The organism is Legionella bozemanae (assembly GCF_900450575.1).
Taxonomy (GTDB): domain Bacteria; phylum Pseudomonadota; class Gammaproteobacteria; order Legionellales; family Legionellaceae; genus Legionella; species Legionella bozemanae.
Genome location: NZ_UGGY01000001.1, coordinates 813459 through 831687, shown reverse-complemented (window position 1 = coordinate 831687; position 18229 = coordinate 813459). Strand labels below are relative to the sequence as shown.

Here is an 18229-nt window from a genome sequence, read left to right as displayed (position 1 = left end):
TATTTATAAACCCATTGCCAACACAATAATTTATGAAATCAAATAACTATTATTTCCAAAACGTGCACCAAGATAGACACAAACTGTTTTCATAAGAAGTCTCATTATTAATTTTTTTGTATCATACAATATAAAAGATCAAAAAAATCCATCAAATTATGAAAATGTTCAAAAAGTAATCTATTATATAAAAAAATGTGGTAACTTTGATGTGTCGTTGTATGTCTTATAATATGTCTTTTGATTATAGCTCTAATGAATTCTATTCCCTTGATCAACTTGATGAGAACACTAAAAAAATTATAATCGCTATTATTAGCGGATCTAAATTATCCCAATCTGATGCTGCGATTGTTGCACAAAATGGTAAAATTCTAGGAGCGTACTTTTCAAGCCCGCACATAGGATCTATCGAGGCCATGTCGGTTACCAAGTCAATCGTTAGCTTGGGCATTGGGATATTGTATGATGCAAAACTGATTTCATTGGATGATCCGATTTTTCGGTTTTACCCAGAATGGCGGCAGGGAGCAAAGAAATTCATTACGGTTCAGCAATTGCTATCGCATACTTCCGGTATCCAGGCAGAGCCAACAACTAAAGAAATTTATGCTTCTCCAGATTTTGTGCAACTCGCATTAGCCGCAGAACTTAGTACTCATCCTGGAGAAGTATTTTTCTATAATAACAAGGCAATCAATTTATTAGCTGGCCTATTTAAAAAAATATCAGGTTTGCCAATGGATCACTTTATCGAAATAACATTGTTTAACCCCTTGGGAATTACTGATTTTGCCTGGATGAAAGACTCCGCTGGTAATCCTCATGGTATGGCAGGACTACAAATTAAAGCGGAGGATTTGCTTAAAATTGGTGAGTTAATACTTAATCACGGCATTTGGAACAACAGACGAATTGTCAGCAAAGAATGGATTCGCTTATCAATGAATCCTGAACCACTCTCTAACCGCTTAGAAAGTGGAATCAATTACATGTGTGGTTTGCTTTGGTGGGTAAAGATGCAACCAACGATGTATTTTGCTGAAGGATATCTAGGCCAATACCTTGTTATTATCCCTGAAAAAAATATGGTCGTAGTACGCCAGATGCACGCATCACAAAACATGCAAACCAATACGTTCCCTGATTTTTTTAACCTAGTGACCCAATTGGCTGCTTAACTCAGGTGAGTATCTTACCAAGGTCCAGTCAGCTATACTTCTCCAGGTGGACGCAGCCTATCATATATCCACATATACCTTTCTATTTAAGTCATTACTAATTTGATAAAACCATTGGCCTATTCTCAAGCAACTTATCATGATTCGTTCTTTTTGAACGCCCATCATGATAAAAAAATGAATTAATCGCTAACGGTTTTTCTGGGGAAATTGCTTTTTTACAAGCAATGATATCATATTGATGCCATAACCTGGTGCCATCAGTGGTAGTTTCTTCTTGAGATAAAGACACTTCAAGAAACTCGATTTCAAACATGAGCCGAAACAAATCCAACATTTGCGAGTAGCTAAAATAACTTTGCACTGGGTTAGCCCACTCATGTTGATCGCCAAAAAATTGCCCTGAGAATCGACCATCGAAGGTTATATGTTGAACAATCTCAGACCAAGTACCGTGAAAATATTTAGACAATACAAACGAGAGTGTTAAATTAGAACTTATCAGATGGTACTGCTCGGGGAGCTGCATTTTTTCAAGCTGAGACTCAATAAAAGTGATCTGATTTGCTTTATGACGAGTTCTTTCCCTGGTTATCTCTATAGCCTCACGTTCTGCATCCAGGGCAGTCACATTAAATCCCTTATCCACTAAAAATACCGTATCTCTCCCCGTTCCACATCCAAGATCCAAAGCCTTCAATGATTGATTTGTAATTTGCTGCGCATCATTTTCATCAGAAAATTTAGCGCAAGCTTTCTCTACAAGTGGATGGTGTTTACTATCAAGATGAGCTAAAAAATATGCAGACCATTTACCCATATATTTCTCCTAAATTCGAAAAGGAAGTAAACTATCAGGGGAAGTATGAGTAGGCAAGTTTTCACTACAAAAAGCATAGCGTGGCAGGCAAAAGCAGTAGAAAAAGGTACAGTTTTCGAAGATATAAAAGATCCGATTTTTATAAAAATAATAGTGAGAAACTCCAGATAGAATCAACGAGCCTTAGTTTAAGATAGATAAGAATAGATATTTGGATGGGCAGGTATATTATAAACACAAAAATAGGGACATCTCATAATATCCAGCCCGCATCATTATGCTTTATAACCTGGTGGTTTCGTAGCTAGCTGTTTGGAATATTACTTTGTAGACTAAACTTAAAGAAAAGCAAACCAAGGGATTGGATCATGAAGTCAATTAAGATATTGCCAGGATTAATTTTCTGCTTTTTCTTTTCTACTTTCAGCCATAGTGCGGTTAAAATTGGGACTCTGTTCTATGATCCTCCTTTTATCATATCAACCGGTGAAGGATTTGATATTGAATTATCACGATTGATATGCAAGCACCTGGAAATAGAGTGCGAGCTTATTCCAAAGAAAGGGCCAAACCAGCTCTATGAAGCGTTGAAAAATGGAGAAGTTGATCTCGCAATTTCTGGAATCACTGTTTCTCCTGTTCGTAAAGCAGATTACATTTTTAGCTTACCTTATTTGCTCAGTAAGAATCAATTTTTAACATTAAAACAAAATCATTTTGATTCCATAGATGATTTAAATGGAAGCAAAATTGGTGTGATACATGATGAACTCAGCGGTGGTGTTTTGTATTCTTACCTAAACAAGAATTATCAAAATAAATTTAAAATTATTGAGTACGAGACACCAGAAGATATGTTTGCCGCATTACACGATAAAACCATATCCGCAGTATTTCTTTATCGTTCCGATATGAACTTCTGGAATCAAAACGGCAATGATTTATTCAAACCTTTGGGAGATGTCGTAGTGTTAGGTGAAGGCATCGCCATCATGGCTAAACCCCAACAGGCTGCTTTAATTGCACGAATAAATAAAATATTAGAAAAAATAGAAGAAGATGATAGTTATCTTACTCTCTATCAAACTTATTTTTCCAATCAATAAAGTTAAAGAGAGAACGTCTCAATTTATTGAACAATCATCACTTAAAGACGTAGTAACTATTCACACAATGGCGTCCACTTAAGGCAGTCCAACCATATGGCTGGGCTGTTATCTTTAGGGCAACAACGCTGGTTTCCGGATAAACAGTATCCTATTTAACTCCGGTTACGCTTCGCTTCCCCCAGGCTACATGGCAAGATTAGAGCATATTGTATAGCCTGGGGTACAGGCGAAAGCCGTAAGGTAGCCCGTTTGCAAACAGGATTAATTCCTTTGATTGGTACTTGAAGCGAGTTGGTCTGGCTCTTCTTCAAAAATATTCTGCTTAAAGGGACTCAATTTTTTAACAAAAAAACCTACAATATTTCTTCCAACCCAATTTTCACTATCGTCAAAACGTTTCAGTTCAATTGTTTTTTGCCCTGTACAAAGGAGAATTTTCTCAATATATCGAAAACAATCATTCTCACCCGCTTTCATTTTGGTCAAAATATACTGCAAACTACACGTCTGTGTCTCTTGTAATAGTTGGTGAAAAGCCATCATTTCTACAATTTTTTCACCTGTTACAATTCGTTCCTCTTTTTGCGTAAATTTTCGCCTCAGATCCGATTTGCCTAAGGAAAACTCAATCAACTCGGGTTCTTGTTGATTGGTTAACGAAAGGACAATACACGCATGATGCCCTAAATAACCTTCAAGTTGTTCGCTTACAAATTGTGCGCGCAATGTTACTATTTGAAATTTCTTATCTTCATCTAAAAATTCTTTGTAAGCTTTTTCATCATTGTTAAAACACTCTTTTAAAAGTCGGGTTTTCACTTTGTCCTTATAATACGATAACGGTTTTATTTTCTGTTCTTGCATCTCTTGCAAACAGTGTTCGAGTTGATTTAGACAAAATTTTAATTGTCGTGTTAGTTCATTTTTAAATATTTTTTTTGGCGCTCTAAATCCTATGGCCGCACCAAAGGCAAACCCGGTGATTGCTCCATCCTTCAAATAGCTTAGTGGATTACCTAATTCCCAAACACTTCTTCCTAATCCTACAACGGAACCAGTTATCCCTCCTAAAACTCCGCCCAAAATTGCTAATAATGTTGCGCCAAGGTTAATTAGTACATCCCTCACTGCAATAGTCGTAGTATTCGCCTTAGAAAACTCACAAAGCTTTTGGTAAGACTGATAAATATCTTTAAGAACTGTGGAAGAGAACGTTGTATTTTCGGATAGCAGAAAATGAGTTAATTTATTACTCAATTTATTTAATTCATTTAAAAAATCCCGATACTCAGCAGCATCTGCATTTCTAATCGAATGAAGGGCCAACAACAAATAATACTTTATTTCACTAGTAGGTATTTTATTAATTGTAATAAGACAACCTTGTATCTCTTGTGCATTAAAACACTGTGGCATAACCTATTTCCTTCTCTGAATGTTAATTGATCAAATGAACTTCTTTTTATTAATATAATCTGAAAAGGCAATTCCTTTTGGTTTATTCTGCTCTATCCTATTGATTTAAAATAGGTTCTACTCTTTTAAATTTGCGGATCTGCTAAGGATATTTCTAATATTTTTTGCTATGAATTCAATCATTACATCTACACATCCAGTCCAGCTATAAATACAAAATAAACAAAAACCAATCACTTTTTTTAAGATGCTCCTATACTTAAATATGATTATATTTTTATCAAATGATATTTCAAAGAGGATGCAACAATGATTCGGATTAGCCTTAAAGGAAATAATGTGCAATTTATTTTATCTGATAATCCTAAAGAAAAATTTATTGAGGCTAAATAACAACAACTCTAATATTGCTGGGACAAAATAACCTAACTTTACTATGGATCAGTAAGACAGGTTGGGCCATTTTGACCCAACTTTGTTTACATATTAAAGGAACTATGGCGTTGCGCTGCAGCAAGATTCATAGGGAACTCGTTTTATTCACCTACCTATGAGTATAAAAATTGCAGCTACCAAAGCAACTACAGCAGTGATGGTGCTGGGAATTGCAACTCCAGGCGCCAAAGTACCAAGAGCTACTAGAATCAGGTAAACAGCGAGAAGAATAAAACCTATATTTTTAGTGAATCGCATAGTTTAATCCCTTATTAATTATGTCCTGAACAAGAATGAATTTCTGATTATTCAGTATTCACTCTAGATGTAATATACAATAGCGTCAATGTAAAGACTATTTTGCTAGCACGGATGGTAATTAAATTCGCCTTGAAGCGATAAAGTTGTTTGAGCTCTATTATGCTTATAAGCTTAACCTACTGATCAACCAAGCCTAATGCCTTTTCTATAGTGGGACGAATAGACAATAAACTATAATGACCTTTCTCCTCATCTTGTGCGACGGGAACTAATTGTCCGTTCATCACAAAAGCCCATATTTTCCTGGATTCTGGATATTTGGGACCATGATGTACCCAATTTTTTCCATCACCACGACCATGATCTGTAGTGACGATGACCAGGGTTTGCTTATCTATTCCCTTAGTTTGTAAATAAGTCAAAATTTTATCTAACACGTCATCGTAATAGGCCAATGCCTTATGATAGCCCTCTAGATCATTTGCATGTGCGGTTCCATCGGAGTTATCCAATGATATCCATAAGAAAAGAGGTTCATAGGTAACAAAATAATGCCATGCTTGCGCAAAAGTGTATCGATCATAACGATCCTTGCCGTCAGGATGGTCATCACGTTGTTTTTGATTCAACTCGTTCATCACGTCATCAGGCTTTAAACTATCGGGATCATAGACTAATTCATTTCCATTATTACTGAACGTTGTCCCCGGAACGTGCTCCACAGCATAGCCAATCTCAGGCCAAGAGGAAAAAGTTGCCACTTTCTTTTTAGATAGATGCAATTTGTGAATAATTGCTTCCGGCAATGTTTCAACTTTAATTCTGCCGCACTCATTACCTGTACATGGTTGTACCGCCCCTGCCATTTGACTTTGATAAGAAGGAAGGCTGATTGGCACTGAAGCAGTATACATAGGAGTATTGCTCGCAGGATCTCCGTAAAAAATAAATTTACTGGCGTGCTTTTGCCAAAATTTTGGAAAATATTGGTGAGTTTGATAAACATCTTGCCAACGGACACCATCCAAAGTGATATAAATTACCTGCTTGATATTCGCTGAGGTAGGAGGTACTCCTGCGACAGCAAATACCGTGGTGCAATACAAGAATTTTAAAATTGCTATAACCAATAGTCGAATGGACATAAAAAACTCCGAAAATTGCAAAGAGGGAAAAGTAGTTGGGTCTTTAAACCCACCAATCTATGGCAAATTTAGATTTGTGTTGGGTCAAAATACCCCGCCTTAAAGTTGTGGTATCCATCAATTTAATCCTGATATATCGTTACTTTTTTTACTATTTCTTTGCCAATCATAAACTTTATTAACAAAAATGTAACTTATTCGTATCACACTTATCACTTAGAAACTTTGAATTAGTGCCTAGAGGAACCTGTTTGCAAGCAAACAAGCTTGCTTATTAATCGATTGTGACACATAAAAGCCATTAGATTCTTCTATACTGTATACTAAATTTATTATTTTGAGAGTCCCATGTTTGCTGCGCAAATATTGCTTTTTGATTCGCTCATACGGCATTATTATTCTTCCTATTTTTATGAGGCTCCAATAGCACAAAGTTTGCAAAAGACGAGCTCTGTACTTGATTTATCTTCTCTTAAAAAAGATTTTCGTATATGGCAATGGGCGATACAAACGTTAGCTGATAATTCCCAGCTAGAATCTCTATGTTGTCAAAAATTACCTAAAAATCAAGCAACTACTGAGTTTATAAAACTATTAGCTACCGCTTTATCTAAAAATACGCATTTAAAAACTTTGGTTTTAAGACATAATCCTATTGGAAATACAGAAGTCGCTTTTATTGCGGAAATGTTAAAATCCAATTTGACATTAAAGGGAATTGATTTAAGTTATACTGAGATTGATCCTTTGGGAATCGATAAAATTGTACTCGCCCTAAAAGAAAATAAAGGTCTAAAAATATTAAAACTAGCTGGTTCTGATCTTGGGCGATCTACAAATTATTTCTTCCAAACATTAAGCACCCACGAATCCCTTCAAGAACTTGACTTAAGCAATAGCTATTTACAATTTGATTCAGGTTTATCGCAGCTCTTAAATGAGAGTGAATCTTTAAAAAAATTAAATCTGAGCATGAACTCTTTCGGCACTTACGATTTAGATTACTTAACCGATGGCTTAAGAAAAAATAAAAATTTAGTCCATTTAAATTTAGCCTCCTGTGCATTAGATGCCTCTACTGCTGGGAGATTAAAGAATTTAGCTGAAGTTTTAAGTATCCATCCCTCCTTAACCTATTTGGATTTATCCTCAAATGGGCTTGACCCAGAAAAATATCCGCTCGCTACCGAAATAATTAAGAACAGTTCTTCTATTCAATCTTTAAATCTAACCGCTAATAACATTGGTGACGAAGGACTTAGGAATTTAGCAACTGGAATTCAAAGCAACAACTCACTAACTACTTTAGTTTTACAAAGAAATCATGTAAGTAATGAGGGATTAAAACATTTGAGTGAAGCACTTCAACAAAATAATACACTGGTTCATCTTGATTTGCTCGAAAACGATTTTAATTCAGTCCAGGATTTATGTGACCATTTGCAAAATAATATCAGCATTACTTCAATTGATTTTGACCGAGGAAGGATTTCAGATAACAGCTTGATAGAATTAGAGAAATTATTAAAAAGAAATCAACGAATAAAAAGTTCCTATCTTATTTTATTAAATGAAGCGCAAGCCAAAAATGATCTCCATGCAATGCTTAGAGTTCTTAAAGAAATGAAACATGAATTTCATAAAAAAGATGAAAACGTATGGGATCCTGCCCAACTTGAAACGATTTATAACTCATCAATAGAACTGATTAAATCCAAATTAAAAGAAGAGTTAACCAAAGATACAAATCCAGAACAAAATTTATTATATTTTATAGACATTTATATTAAGGCAACTCCCCTTTTGAATGAACTGAAGCCAGAACTATTATCCGCGGTACTCCATTACAAAAATACCGCATCCCTTCAAGAAAACGAAATGGAACTATTCAATAAATTGGGAGACTTTCTTGAGCAAAATAGGGAAGAGTATGAATCAATAAATGCAGAAAGTATGGAATCTTTTAAAAATGTTTTGGATTTTTTAGCCCAAAAAATTGTTTCCACTTATGATGCAAAAGAAATGGAGAGTAATCCTACGCCGCCATCTGCTGCATCAGTAAAAAAATATTATAATCAGGATGATTTTATTGCAAAACTTCGAGAAGATAGTAATTATCGAGCACTGAATAGAGCGCGACTAAGATTTTCAGGTCTTTGTGAGTTAATTTGTAATTATATTATCAAAGAAGATCTAATGGGCTTGTCTTCTCAGAGTGAATCCTTAGATGGCAGTGATTTTAACAGAATCTTACCTTCCAATTTAAATGACATTCATTTATTGGCAGGAGTATATCAATTAAACACTGACTGGGTATTAGGTAGCCACATTTTAGATACCAGCAGTCACTTTGAAAAACTAAAAGCCTACTTGCTAAATATATATCCTTACTCCCTCTTTTCTTCTGCGGATGTAAGTAATGATGGAAAACAGCTGGCCCCCCACTTATTCACCAAAAAATTAGACAAGCTTGAGCCTGGTACTTATATAAAATTCATGGCTTTTAGTAAATCATTTGGAAAAATGGAGGGGCACTCCATGTTAATCAAAAAAAATCACAATAATACCTATTCATTTTTTGATCCCAATAAAGGGGAACAACTGGAACTCTCTTCTTTGGAACTTTGCACTAAATTAAACAAATCATTGAAGTTATATGATGCAACACATATGGCTTTTCTGGATGGTCTAAAATACATAAAAAGCTTAAGTCAACCCGCCTCTAATGAGCGCAACGCTTCTTTATCAAGAATGCATCTTAGTGTGATGAAAATTGACCCTCTGGATAGGCGCGCAAATATAAATGCAGTGTACAATTTATTATCTGATTCATTATTTAGAAATGAAGACAATACTTCTCCTCGCTATATTAATGAGTTAAGGAATATTCTTAGCCAAATAGATTATAATAACGAATCAAATATTGTAAAAAGCATCATTGAAATTAAGAAAATTTCTAAAATGGAACCTTCTCCGGATGAAAATACGCAGGTTCATTCATTAAGAGCTGTATTTAATAGTCCTACGTCAACTACCTTTGCCAGTATCCGTGCTAATTTATATAAAGATCCGCAAATACATAAAATTATGGAGGACCCCGACTCTCATGAGCCAATAACGGCACATAGTGGTTCTTAAAGTCCGACTTGCGCTTGCTTATTCATTCACATCGATTTTGACTTCAACACCGGGACTTATTAATTTGCTTAATTTTAACGCATCCCAATTCGTTAAACGAATACACCCATGACTTGTCGAACGTCCGATTGTTTCAGGGTTATCTGTACCATGAATACCTATACCTGATTTATTTAAACTTATCCAAACCACTCCCACTTGATTATTCGGTCCTGGGGGAATATTAAAAAAATACTTACTTCTTTTTCCTTTATTGAGCATTTTTTCGTCATAGCGAAACCAGGGTAAAAAGGTGATTTTTACAATTTTCCATACACCTTTTGGTGCTGGAAGCTCGGTAGACCCTGGCGTTACGGGAAATACTGCCAAAAGAGCTTCGTTCTCATAAACTCTTAAAATACGTTGTTTGGTATTTATTTTTATCACACGTTTTGCGAATTCTGGTTTTTGCTTTGCAAACGATTTTGGTTTAATTTCTTCAATGACAAAGGGTTCAACATTGGGGACTTTTAGTATATCGCCAGCTTTTAAAGTATTTATATTTTTTCCTGGATTAATTGTTTTTAATAAATGGGTATCACTATGAAAGCGTTCTGCTACAAATTCTCCATAACTGGCATAGGGAAGAAATTTTTTTTGGGATTGTTGCTTCGGCGTTTTAGGTACTTTTCCAATAAATTTTTTATCCGCTTCTTTAATTTTATATTCGGTATAAAGAGGATTAATGGTACTCATAGGATATTTTAGGTTTGCCTTTTCCTCTTCAGAGGTTTTATCTAATAAAGAAAAAACAAAACGGGTAAACGGCCCATCAACCCCATCTATTTTTCCAGGACTAAAATTGTTTTTATCCAGATAAACTTGTAGTTTTACCGTCTGATCTGAATAAAGAGAATCCGCTGCCGTTATAAACGACGAAAAAAATAAAATAGAAAACCAAAATAAAAACACCATTCCTTTCTTCATAATAACAGTGTAGTCCATTTTTTCGGCCAATCTCGAACACTTGATTTTTAGCGTAGCCTAATGAAGCATAGCGCAATCAAGGTTTATTTATTTACGCCTCAAATCTTAGATAAATAAAATATTTACATAATGGCAAAGTTAATCATGAAATTGTGTCTCTTATAAACTTAACATGATGCCTTGTTCAGGTTTAATTAATTCTACGCCAATATCATTTTCCTGGGACAATTCGTTTATAACCTGCTTTCTTGAATCATCCTTAGAGTTTGAAAGGTCAGCTAATCTGGGTTTGATGTGAGTAACAACAACTGGTAATCCTCGTAGCGAGTTTCTTAAATCTAAAGGATCAACAATCGACGCCAATTGTCGCAACTCAAACATAAATAAGCTTGGTTTTAAATGACCAAATAATTTGTCATCTGGCTGTGAATTTAAAAATGAGCACTCTAGCATGATGGCATGGAGCCGCTTATTTCTTATGAGTGGTGCAATTTCTTTCCAAATATTTTGCATGTTTGTCGATTTTTCAATGCTATCAGCACCAGTATCACCAAAATACAAGAGATATTCAGTTTTATAACGTATTAAAAAAGCACTTGATGCCATTCCGCCATGACTCAAAGGGAACGTTTTTACGTGCAGATCAGTATTAGGAATATCAATCCACTGGAGTAATGGCATAGTTTGATAATGCTGATAATTCAAGTGTGGAATTTCTCCTTTATCCCCAAAATTCCCCCAAACAGACCAATTAAAAATATTTTTCTGCAATGCCTGCATTGTTTCTTCGCGCGCCATAATTGTTTGCTGCGCTCGCAATTCGGGTTGCGCCATCACAAGACCCATAAGATGATCAAGATGTGCGTGAGAAATAAGGTAAGCCGGAATATGTCTTTGCAGCAAATCTTCAATATTTTTACTACCCACGAATTGTCTATTGATGGCAACTTCAAGCCCATGCACCAAAGTACCCCCATCAAGAGCCATATAATTTTCACTCTCAATAGTCTTTAATAAATAAGCTGATAAATTTCCATCTTTCAAACCACCATAGACTCCAAGAGGGATAATTTCGAAGACAGGCGCACAATATACTACATGAGACAGCAAAAAAATAAACAATGTAATCAATAACTGACGCATGCGAATTTCCTTTAAATAATTTCGAGTAAATCCTAAATAATGGCGGTTTAAATCCTTCCAACCAATATAGCTTGGGAGATGATTAAGTAATGACATTTTCAGAAACCAACATTAGGCCATATCCTCCAATTAATATTAATTTCGAGCATAGATGATTAAAGGCTTGTATTGCAAGTAAACACACATGCACACATTTTTTAGCAAACTATAACATGCCAATGCTAAGAGTAAGTTGTGTATTTGCTTCTTGGGTGTAGGAATTTTAAATGGTATCCTTTCCTTCCTATATGCCCCTATTTTTAGAAACAATTTTGCGGCTGAACATCGTGAGATCTTGCATCGTTTTTAATGGCAAGCGGTAACGAGGCGGGGATTTTTTATTTACATGCAGGACCAAGAATCAAAGAGGAACTAACAACATGCTGAAAACAAGTCAAGCAAGTGAAACCTTATATCAATCTGGTATTCGTGCGGCGAGCACGGAGTGTGCAAAAATTGGCGGCATTAATTTAGGTCAAGGTATTTGTGATCTACCTACACCTGAGATTATCAAGCAGGCTGCTATACGTGCGATTGAACAAGAAAAAAATGTGTATTCTGCTTGTGAGGGGGTATTCAATTTACGCCAGGCTATTGCCAATAAAATTCAAACGTTTAATAAAATCCCAGTTCATGCCGAAACAGAAATTCTGGTGACCCACGGTTCTACCGGCGCATTTATTTGTGCGACGATGTCTTTGTTTAATCCAGGCGATGAAGTGATTTTGTTTGAACCTTTCTATGGCTACCACAAAAATATTTTGGAGCTGTATCAAGTTCATGTTAAAGCAGTACCTATTAATTTACATGATCTTAGCATTCAAATCGATGATCTTAAAAAAGTGATTACTCCGAAAACCCGCGCGATAATTATTTGCACGCCGTGTAATCCTTGTGGCAAAGTTTTTTCTGAACACGAATTATTAGCGATTGGCGCAATTGCAGAACAATATAATTTAGCAGTTATCACGGATGAAATTTATGAATATATTACTTATCCTGGTTATAAACATGTGTCGTTTGCCAGTTTAAAAAATTTTAAAGATCGCACTATCACGATTTCGGGATGTTCAAAAACATATAATATGACGGGATGGCGTTTAGGTTATGCCAGTGGTCCGGCACATGTCATTGCAAAAATGGCCTTGGTGCAAGATTTATTATATGTGTGTCCTGCAACACCGTTACAACATGCGGCGATCGATGCGTTCAAATTAGAAGAAAATTATTATCAAATAATGTGTGAAACATATTTGGAGAAACGCGATCATACTGTTCGTGAGTTACGTGACATTGGTTTTGAAGTGACCGTTCCCCAGGGGGCGTATTATATTATGGCTGATTTTTCACGCATGGGTTTTAAAGATGATGCCACCATGACACGCATGTTGCTTGAACGAGCAAAAGTTGCCGTGGTTCCTGGAGGCGCTTTTTATTTAAATCCGGATAAAGGAAAACATGTATTACGTTTTTGTTATGCGTTGAGTAAAGAAAAAGTGGCGCAAGGTTTAAAACAGATAAAACAAGGTCTAGTGCCATGTCCATCCTAAGACATAGCTTACACGCATAGCATTTTTAGGAAATCTGATGATGCCTTGTAAAGAGTGCAATATAGTGGGAGAAAGACTTAAATTCGTAATAATCCATAGCAAGTAATTGAGTTATAGCACAGCGAAGCCCGGGATAATGATACGGCAAAGTTAACCCGGATTTCGCTACAAAGTATTGTTTCGGATATATGATTTTCTGTTAAAGTGCCTATTCATGATCCTTAAGACAAAGATAGCGTGGGAGTTGTCTCCAGTTGGTTATCAACCAACTCAATAAGGTCGAGAAGTAATTTATTGGCTTTTTGATCGTGTTTGAGCAAAGTCCATTTCTTCTTAGCTAAACAATCAGGATCCGTACGGTAATAAGCTGAGAATAAACCATTCCCCACGTTTTCTTCCTTGATGCGTAAAAGAGCATATTTTTGAATGAGCGGGTGCTCCCTATTCGTCTTATTTTGGCAAAAATCGTGAAACGACAGGCTCATTGTATCCTGATAATACTCCAAGTACTCTTTTCGTATCATTTCGAAAATCGTTGCGTGTCCACTTTTCAGTTTTGATTCTTCATACAGCATTTGTGATATTCTGGTAAGCATCTCGGTATATTGGGCAGGGCTTGCTTTGTGCAGGGAAGTTTTTCCTTCCAATAAAACGGATTCATCCAAATCGACAGACTTCATTAAGAAATGAATACAGCGGATAGCCTCTTCATAATGCAGCGTAGTACCAAAACTGGCACAGGCTAGTTGGAATGCCAGTGAAGTCGGTTTTGCCCCCAAATTATATAACCTTAAAGCCAAATCTTCATGACCCAAACGCAACAAAAACTCAGCGGGCCGCATCGCTTCATATTCAAAATTATCCAGATTATTAATCATGAATAATCGTTCCTCACCAGCAATATTGCTCTCAATATAACTTATGAAGTCGCCCACTAAGTCAATAAGCTCGGGGTCTCCAAAACTCGATACGATTAAACTTTTGAGCGGATTATTGCCACTTTTGGGGTGGATTAAATTCAGATAAGGAGACTGATCAATAGTGGAAAAATCGACTCGCTTTGCCATCAATTCTTTAAACAATGAGACCATTTGCGTTGAAGAAAAATTTAATTCATTGGTTGCTATAATATTTGCTAGGGTTGTCATCAATGGCTCATCTTGAGTTGTAGGGCCTGGATTGCCATATACTCTTTTTGTCGCAGTAGTTGTCCAATGGGGAGGGGTATGTCCCTCTTTTTCATCAGTTATATGGCTATTAACCGTAATTTTTTGATTTAGATATTCGGCATCATGATCACGAATGAAGGAGATGAGGAGATGATATTTCTTATCTCTATCAAGTGGGGCATTTAATAGATCCGGTAATTCACTCCCCTTAATAATTAATGGTTCCTTGCCTGCTTTTTGAGAAAAACTACTGTTGTTATTAAAAAAATTTGGCATTTTGTCTGCTGTTTTATCGTGCATAATAAGAACCCATTTCAAAAGTTTAAAATCGATAGCCGATATAATAAAAGCTTTTAGGCCGCCGAGTTTTCATTTGGAAAAATCACCCCATATAGGCACATTTTGCTCATTATGCGATTATATTGATTACATTATTTACATAAGTCAAGCATTACTTGTTAGAAAATAGCCAAGGGAATAACAACAGTTGCTACTTGCTGGATGATATCAATCATGTCTCAGGAAAGATAGAATGAGCTAGTTAATTCAGATTAACTCCAATTAAATGTAACACCAGATAAATAAAACTATAAATTAAGAAAGTTATTAATAATGTTATCACTATGAATTTGATATTTAAGGAAGTTTTAGGTTTTAAAAAAAAGGAATAGGCGCCAAACAAGCCACAAGCAACGCCAAGTAGAGCCCCACCTAATACATCTGATAGCCAATGAACTTGAAGCGTTATACGAGAAATTGATTCAATTATAATGAGAAAACCAGCAATGATTATTCCGAACGAACGTTGTTTCATTTGTGGAACAATTAGCGATGCTAGAAAACTCACATACGCTGAGCATAAAGTTACATGGCGGCTGGGAAAAGCATAACTTGTTAATGTGCTCGTTGTTATTTCTGGTCTGGGATAAGCAACTGCATTTTTGAAAATGTAAGCAAGAAAAGCAGCGATTGAAATGACTCCAATCAAATGGAGGCCTATCCATTTTTGTTTCTTTATGCATAAAATAATGCCTGTACTTATGAAAGTAGGCACAATAATGTATTTATTACCAAATAGTGAAATGAGACTGCTGAGTAAATAAATGTAATCTTTTTGAATTTTACTGCTTAATAAATACAGATCATTATTAATCGATAAATATGAGCTTTGAGAATAGACAGCAAACATAAGTATCGTAAATAAAAAAAGACTTAAAATTCCGCCTATTAATAAATAAAATCTACTGTTTCTTATTCTTTCTTTCATCATTGAATTTTTTATCTTTAATGTTATAAAAAATGGGAACCAACAAACAAGGCAAATTTAAAATATATTGTCGCTCATAAAGTATATTCAATTTCTCGCTCTTCACTTCCATGCATTCACCTTTCTAAAAACCACCGGGTTGCGGCTTTACGTCCTTCTTCAAATATTAATATAGACGAAGCGATGCCAATGGCCACGAACCACTGCGCAAGGGTCAAGTGGGTTGTCCCAAAAATAGACTGGGCAGGTATCCAGTGCACTGCCAAGAACTGGAGAATGACAACTGCGGTGAGCGATACCCATAACATACGATTTTTGAAGAAACCTTCGACAAAAGCCGAGCCCCTCTCAACGCGAGCATTGAAAACATTGAAAAACTGGAATAGCACAAATGTGGTAAAAGCGAGTGTCAGGGCACTTTGCTCATTGTAATTGTTCACTGCGTAGTACAGCACACCAAGTGTACCCACCATCATTGTTAAACCGAACACAAGGATGCGTCCCAGACGCCCCCATGGCAATACAGGATCCGAACGATCCCGGGGCAACTCGTTCATAACTCCTGGCCGTCCCGCATCCAGAGCCAGGGATACTGCAGGTGGACCATCCATGATCAGTGCGACCCATAAGATCTGGATGGGATTGAAGGGCTCCGGTAATCCTAGGATAGGCGCGAAAAATACTGTCAAAATAGCACCCACAGTGGTAGAGAGTTGGAAACGTATGAATTTAAGGATATTATCGTAGAGTATTCGTCCCTGTTGGACCGCATCGACAATTGTGGAGAAATTATCGTCCGTGAGCACCATAGTTGCCGCTTCTTTTGCAACCGCCGTGCCAACCACCCCCATCGCCACGCCAATATCTGCACTTTTTAAGGCAGGAGCATCATTGACACCGTCACCAGTCATCGCCACCACATGTCCCCTATTCTGCAATGATTGCACGATCTTCACTTTATGAGCTGGCGACACTCGCGCAAACACAGCAATATCGTTGATGATTTCGGCAAGCTGTCGCTCATCCAACCGCTCAAGCTCTATACCAGAGATGGCCTCACCTTGCAGACCGAGTTCATGTGCAATAGCTACACCCGTATCCCTGTGGTCACCCGTAATCATTTTGACTGCAATCCCAGCCGCTTTACACTTGGCGATAGCTTGCTTTGCCTCGGGTCGTGGCGGGTCTTGTAGTCCGATCAGGCCTAAAAAAGTGAGGTCACTAACCCAAACCAGTAAGTTATCTGATGTTTCAAATTCTTTGGCCTTCAAAGTGCGCGACGCTATTAGCAGGCATCGAAGCCCGCGAGATGCCATCATGCGGTACTTATCTTCTATTTCTTGTTTGTGCTTACTGCTCAACAAACCATTGTGATCATCCTCCTTAATAAAATGGCTGCAGCGAGCCAGAAGAACATCAGGTGCCCCTTTCACAAATATTCGGATTTGTTCTCCAAAACGATGAAACGTGGCCATAAATTTATTGGTCGAATCAAAAGGAATCTCGGCAATGCGCGGGTATTCACTCAGTATAGGTTCAGAGTGAAATCTCACCTTTTTTGTGAGTATTAGGAGAGCAGCTTCGGTTGGATCACCAATGACTTTCCCATCCTCAACATTACTATCATTGCAAAGAACTAAAGGCACCAAAACTGGCCGCATATCTGGCAGTAATGAGCTCTCTCCCTCATGAAGTACCGCACCTACAGTACTGTAACCCTCACCAGTAACTTTGAATAGCTTACCAAGGTAAAACAATTCACGCACAGTCATTTGATTGAGTGTAAGTGTTCCAGTCTTATCGGAGCAAATGACGGTTGTGCAGCCCAGGATCTCAACACTTGCCAATAGCATGGTGCCGTGCCATCTGATACATACCCAAAGCAAGAGTTACTGTAACCACTACAGGCAATCCTTCCGGCATCGCAGCTACAGCCAACGCAATGGCATCGATAACAGCATGCGTGAGGTTTACACCTCGATACAATTGAAATAGAAAAAGAAGGCCGATCAACATCAACGCTATTGTGCCCAGACGTTTACCAAGTTTGTCTAACTGAACTTGTAGTGGACTGAGAGTCTCTGGTGTCGAAGCCAACTGTTGCGATATCCTCCCCATCTCAGTGTGCATCCCGGTTGCTGTGACAAGAAGTTCTGCTCGTCCGCGAGTGACCATCGTATTCATATAAGCCATATTCAACCGATCAGCTACAGGAAGATCCCTTGCAAATAGAGTAGCTACATGTTTGTTGACTGGCTGTGACTCACCAGTCAACGTCGATTCATCAACCTCGAAGTTTGCTACAACCACCAATCTGCCATCAGCAGGGAGTCGATCACCTGCTTCCACTAATACTATATCACCAGGCACCACGGCTTCGGCATCAATAGAAAGTTTTTTACCTTCACGCCGGACATGGGTCTTTAATGGGAGCATCTTTCGTAGTGCAGCCAGGCTGTGTTCTGCTCGGTATTCTTGATAGAAACCCACGAAAGCATTAATAACTACAATCGCAAGGATCACGCAAGCATCCTTAAAGTTTCCAATCAGTGCAGCGAGTACAGCAGCTCCGATTAGGATGAGAATCAAA

14 protein-coding genes are annotated in these 18229 nt (G+C 37.1%); 4 read left to right on the top strand and 10 right to left on the bottom strand.

Features of this window, described 5'->3' with window-relative positions; translation table 11 throughout:
• The first annotated feature begins 221 nt into the window (after positions 1–221).
• Positions 222–1181, top strand: coding sequence for a serine hydrolase domain-containing protein (locus DY223_RS03595; protein ID WP_058460886.1), 960 nt, complete (start codon positions 222–224; stop codon positions 1179–1181).
• 97 nt (positions 1182–1278) lie between these two features.
• Here DY223_RS03595 and DY223_RS03590 read toward each other — a convergent pair whose 3' ends face one another.
• Complete coding sequence (locus tag DY223_RS03590; RefSeq protein ID WP_058460887.1) at positions 1279–2001, bottom strand: class I SAM-dependent methyltransferase; 723 nt, start codon at positions 1999–2001, stop codon at positions 1279–1281.
• Positions 2002–2369: 368 nt separating this feature from the next.
• On the opposite strand from DY223_RS03590, the gene DY223_RS03585 reads away from it, so the two are divergent.
• Complete coding sequence (locus DY223_RS03585) at positions 2370–3107, top strand: transporter substrate-binding domain-containing protein (RefSeq protein WP_058460888.1); 738 nt, start codon at positions 2370–2372, stop codon at positions 3105–3107.
• 264 nt (positions 3108–3371) lie between these two features.
• Here DY223_RS03585 and DY223_RS03580 read toward each other — a convergent pair whose 3' ends face one another.
• From DY223_RS03580 to DY223_RS03575, 3 genes are all read right to left on the bottom strand, one after another.
• Positions 3372–4526: a hypothetical protein gene (locus tag DY223_RS03580; protein WP_058460889.1), complete on the bottom strand. Its 1155-nt coding sequence runs from the start codon at positions 4524–4526 to the stop codon at positions 3372–3374.
• Between the two features lie 540 nt (positions 4527–5066).
• Entirely contained in the window at positions 5067–5219 is a 153-nt protein-coding gene (locus tag DY223_RS19200; RefSeq protein ID WP_165482562.1) for a hypothetical protein, read from the bottom strand.
• 179 nt (positions 5220–5398) lie between these two features.
• The gene (locus DY223_RS03575; RefSeq protein ID WP_058460890.1) at positions 5399–6367 is read right to left on the bottom strand and encodes a sulfatase-like hydrolase/transferase; all 969 of its coding nucleotides are present in this window, start codon (positions 6365–6367) and stop codon (positions 5399–5401) included.
• A 348-nt stretch (positions 6368–6715) separates the two neighbouring features.
• Here DY223_RS03575 and DY223_RS03570 point away from each other — a divergent pair, with 348 nt between their 5' ends.
• Positions 6716–9505 carry a leucine-rich repeat domain-containing protein gene (locus DY223_RS03570; RefSeq protein WP_058460891.1) on the top strand — a complete coding sequence of 930 codons (2790 nt, stop codon included), beginning with the start codon at positions 6716–6718 and terminating at the stop codon, positions 9503–9505.
• 18 nt (positions 9506–9523) lie between these two features.
• On the opposite strand, the gene DY223_RS03565 is transcribed toward DY223_RS03570, so the two are convergent.
• Positions 9524–10489: a L,D-transpeptidase gene (locus DY223_RS03565; protein ID WP_082642500.1), complete on the bottom strand. Its 966-nt coding sequence runs from the start codon at positions 10487–10489 to the stop codon at positions 9524–9526.
• 141 nt (positions 10490–10630) lie between these two features.
• Entirely contained in the window at positions 10631–11614 is a 984-nt protein-coding gene (locus DY223_RS03560; RefSeq protein WP_058460902.1) for an MBL fold metallo-hydrolase, read from the bottom strand.
• A 419-nt stretch (positions 11615–12033) separates the two neighbouring features.
• Between DY223_RS03560 and DY223_RS03555 the strand changes: the two genes are divergently transcribed.
• A complete protein-coding gene (locus DY223_RS03555; protein ID WP_058460893.1) occupies positions 12034–13203 on the top strand; it encodes a pyridoxal phosphate-dependent aminotransferase in 1170 nt (389 codons plus the stop codon).
• Positions 13204–13424: 221 nt separating this feature from the next.
• Here DY223_RS03555 and DY223_RS03550 read toward each other — a convergent pair whose 3' ends face one another.
• The 4 genes from DY223_RS03550 to DY223_RS19385 form a co-directional block, all read right to left on the bottom strand.
• A complete protein-coding gene (locus tag DY223_RS03550) occupies positions 13425–14672 on the bottom strand; it encodes a hypothetical protein (RefSeq protein WP_276330986.1) in 1248 nt (415 codons plus the stop codon).
• Positions 14673–14913: 241 nt separating this feature from the next.
• Entirely contained in the window at positions 14914–15642 is a 729-nt protein-coding gene (locus tag DY223_RS03545; RefSeq protein ID WP_082642501.1) for a phosphatase PAP2 family protein, read from the bottom strand.
• A 113-nt stretch (positions 15643–15755) separates the two neighbouring features.
• The gene (locus DY223_RS19390) at positions 15756–17492 is read right to left on the bottom strand and encodes a cation-translocating P-type ATPase (RefSeq protein ID WP_235810592.1); all 1737 of its coding nucleotides are present in this window, start codon (positions 17490–17492) and stop codon (positions 15756–15758) included.
• Positions 17473–18162 carry an HAD-IC family P-type ATPase gene (locus DY223_RS19385; RefSeq protein ID WP_259293191.1) on the bottom strand — a complete coding sequence of 230 codons (690 nt, stop codon included), beginning with the start codon at positions 18160–18162 and terminating at the stop codon, positions 17473–17475. The genes DY223_RS19390 and DY223_RS19385 overlap by 20 nt, the downstream gene beginning before the upstream one ends.
• Between the last annotated feature and the right edge of the window lie 67 nt (positions 18163–18229).

Bases quoted from the DNA above. Each gene is read 5' to 3' on its own strand.
- DY223_RS03580 (WP_058460889.1), bottom strand. From the start codon at position 4,526: ATGCCACAGTGTTTTAATGCACAAGAGATACAAGGTTGTCTTATTACA.
- DY223_RS03560 (WP_058460902.1), bottom strand. From the start codon at position 11,614: ATGCGTCAGTTATTGATTACATTGTTTATTTTTTTGCTGTCTCATGTA.
- DY223_RS03565 (WP_082642500.1), bottom strand. From the start codon at position 10,489: ATGGACTACACTGTTATTATGAAGAAAGGAATGGTGTTTTTATTTTGG.
- DY223_RS19200 (WP_165482562.1), bottom strand. From the start codon at position 5,219: ATGCGATTCACTAAAAATATAGGTTTTATTCTTCTCGCTGTTTACCTG.
- DY223_RS03555 (WP_058460893.1), top strand. From the start codon at position 12,034: ATGCTGAAAACAAGTCAAGCAAGTGAAACCTTATATCAATCTGGTATT.
- DY223_RS03570 (WP_058460891.1), top strand. From the start codon at position 6,716: ATGTTTGCTGCGCAAATATTGCTTTTTGATTCGCTCATACGGCATTAT.
- DY223_RS03575 (WP_058460890.1), bottom strand. From the start codon at position 6,367: ATGTCCATTCGACTATTGGTTATAGCAATTTTAAAATTCTTGTATTGC.
- DY223_RS03545 (WP_082642501.1), bottom strand. From the start codon at position 15,642: ATGATGAAAGAAAGAATAAGAAACAGTAGATTTTATTTATTAATAGGC.
- DY223_RS03590 (WP_058460887.1), bottom strand. From the start codon at position 2,001: ATGGGTAAATGGTCTGCATATTTTTTAGCTCATCTTGATAGTAAACAC.
- DY223_RS19390 (WP_235810592.1), bottom strand. From the start codon at position 17,492: ATGCTATTGGCAAGTGTTGAGATCCTGGGCTGCACAACCGTCATTTGC.
- DY223_RS03585 (WP_058460888.1), top strand. From the start codon at position 2,370: ATGAAGTCAATTAAGATATTGCCAGGATTAATTTTCTGCTTTTTCTTT.
- DY223_RS03595 (WP_058460886.1), top strand. From the start codon at position 222: ATGTCTTATAATATGTCTTTTGATTATAGCTCTAATGAATTCTATTCC.
- DY223_RS03550 (WP_276330986.1), bottom strand. From the start codon at position 14,672: ATGCACGATAAAACAGCAGACAAAATGCCAAATTTTTTTAATAACAAC.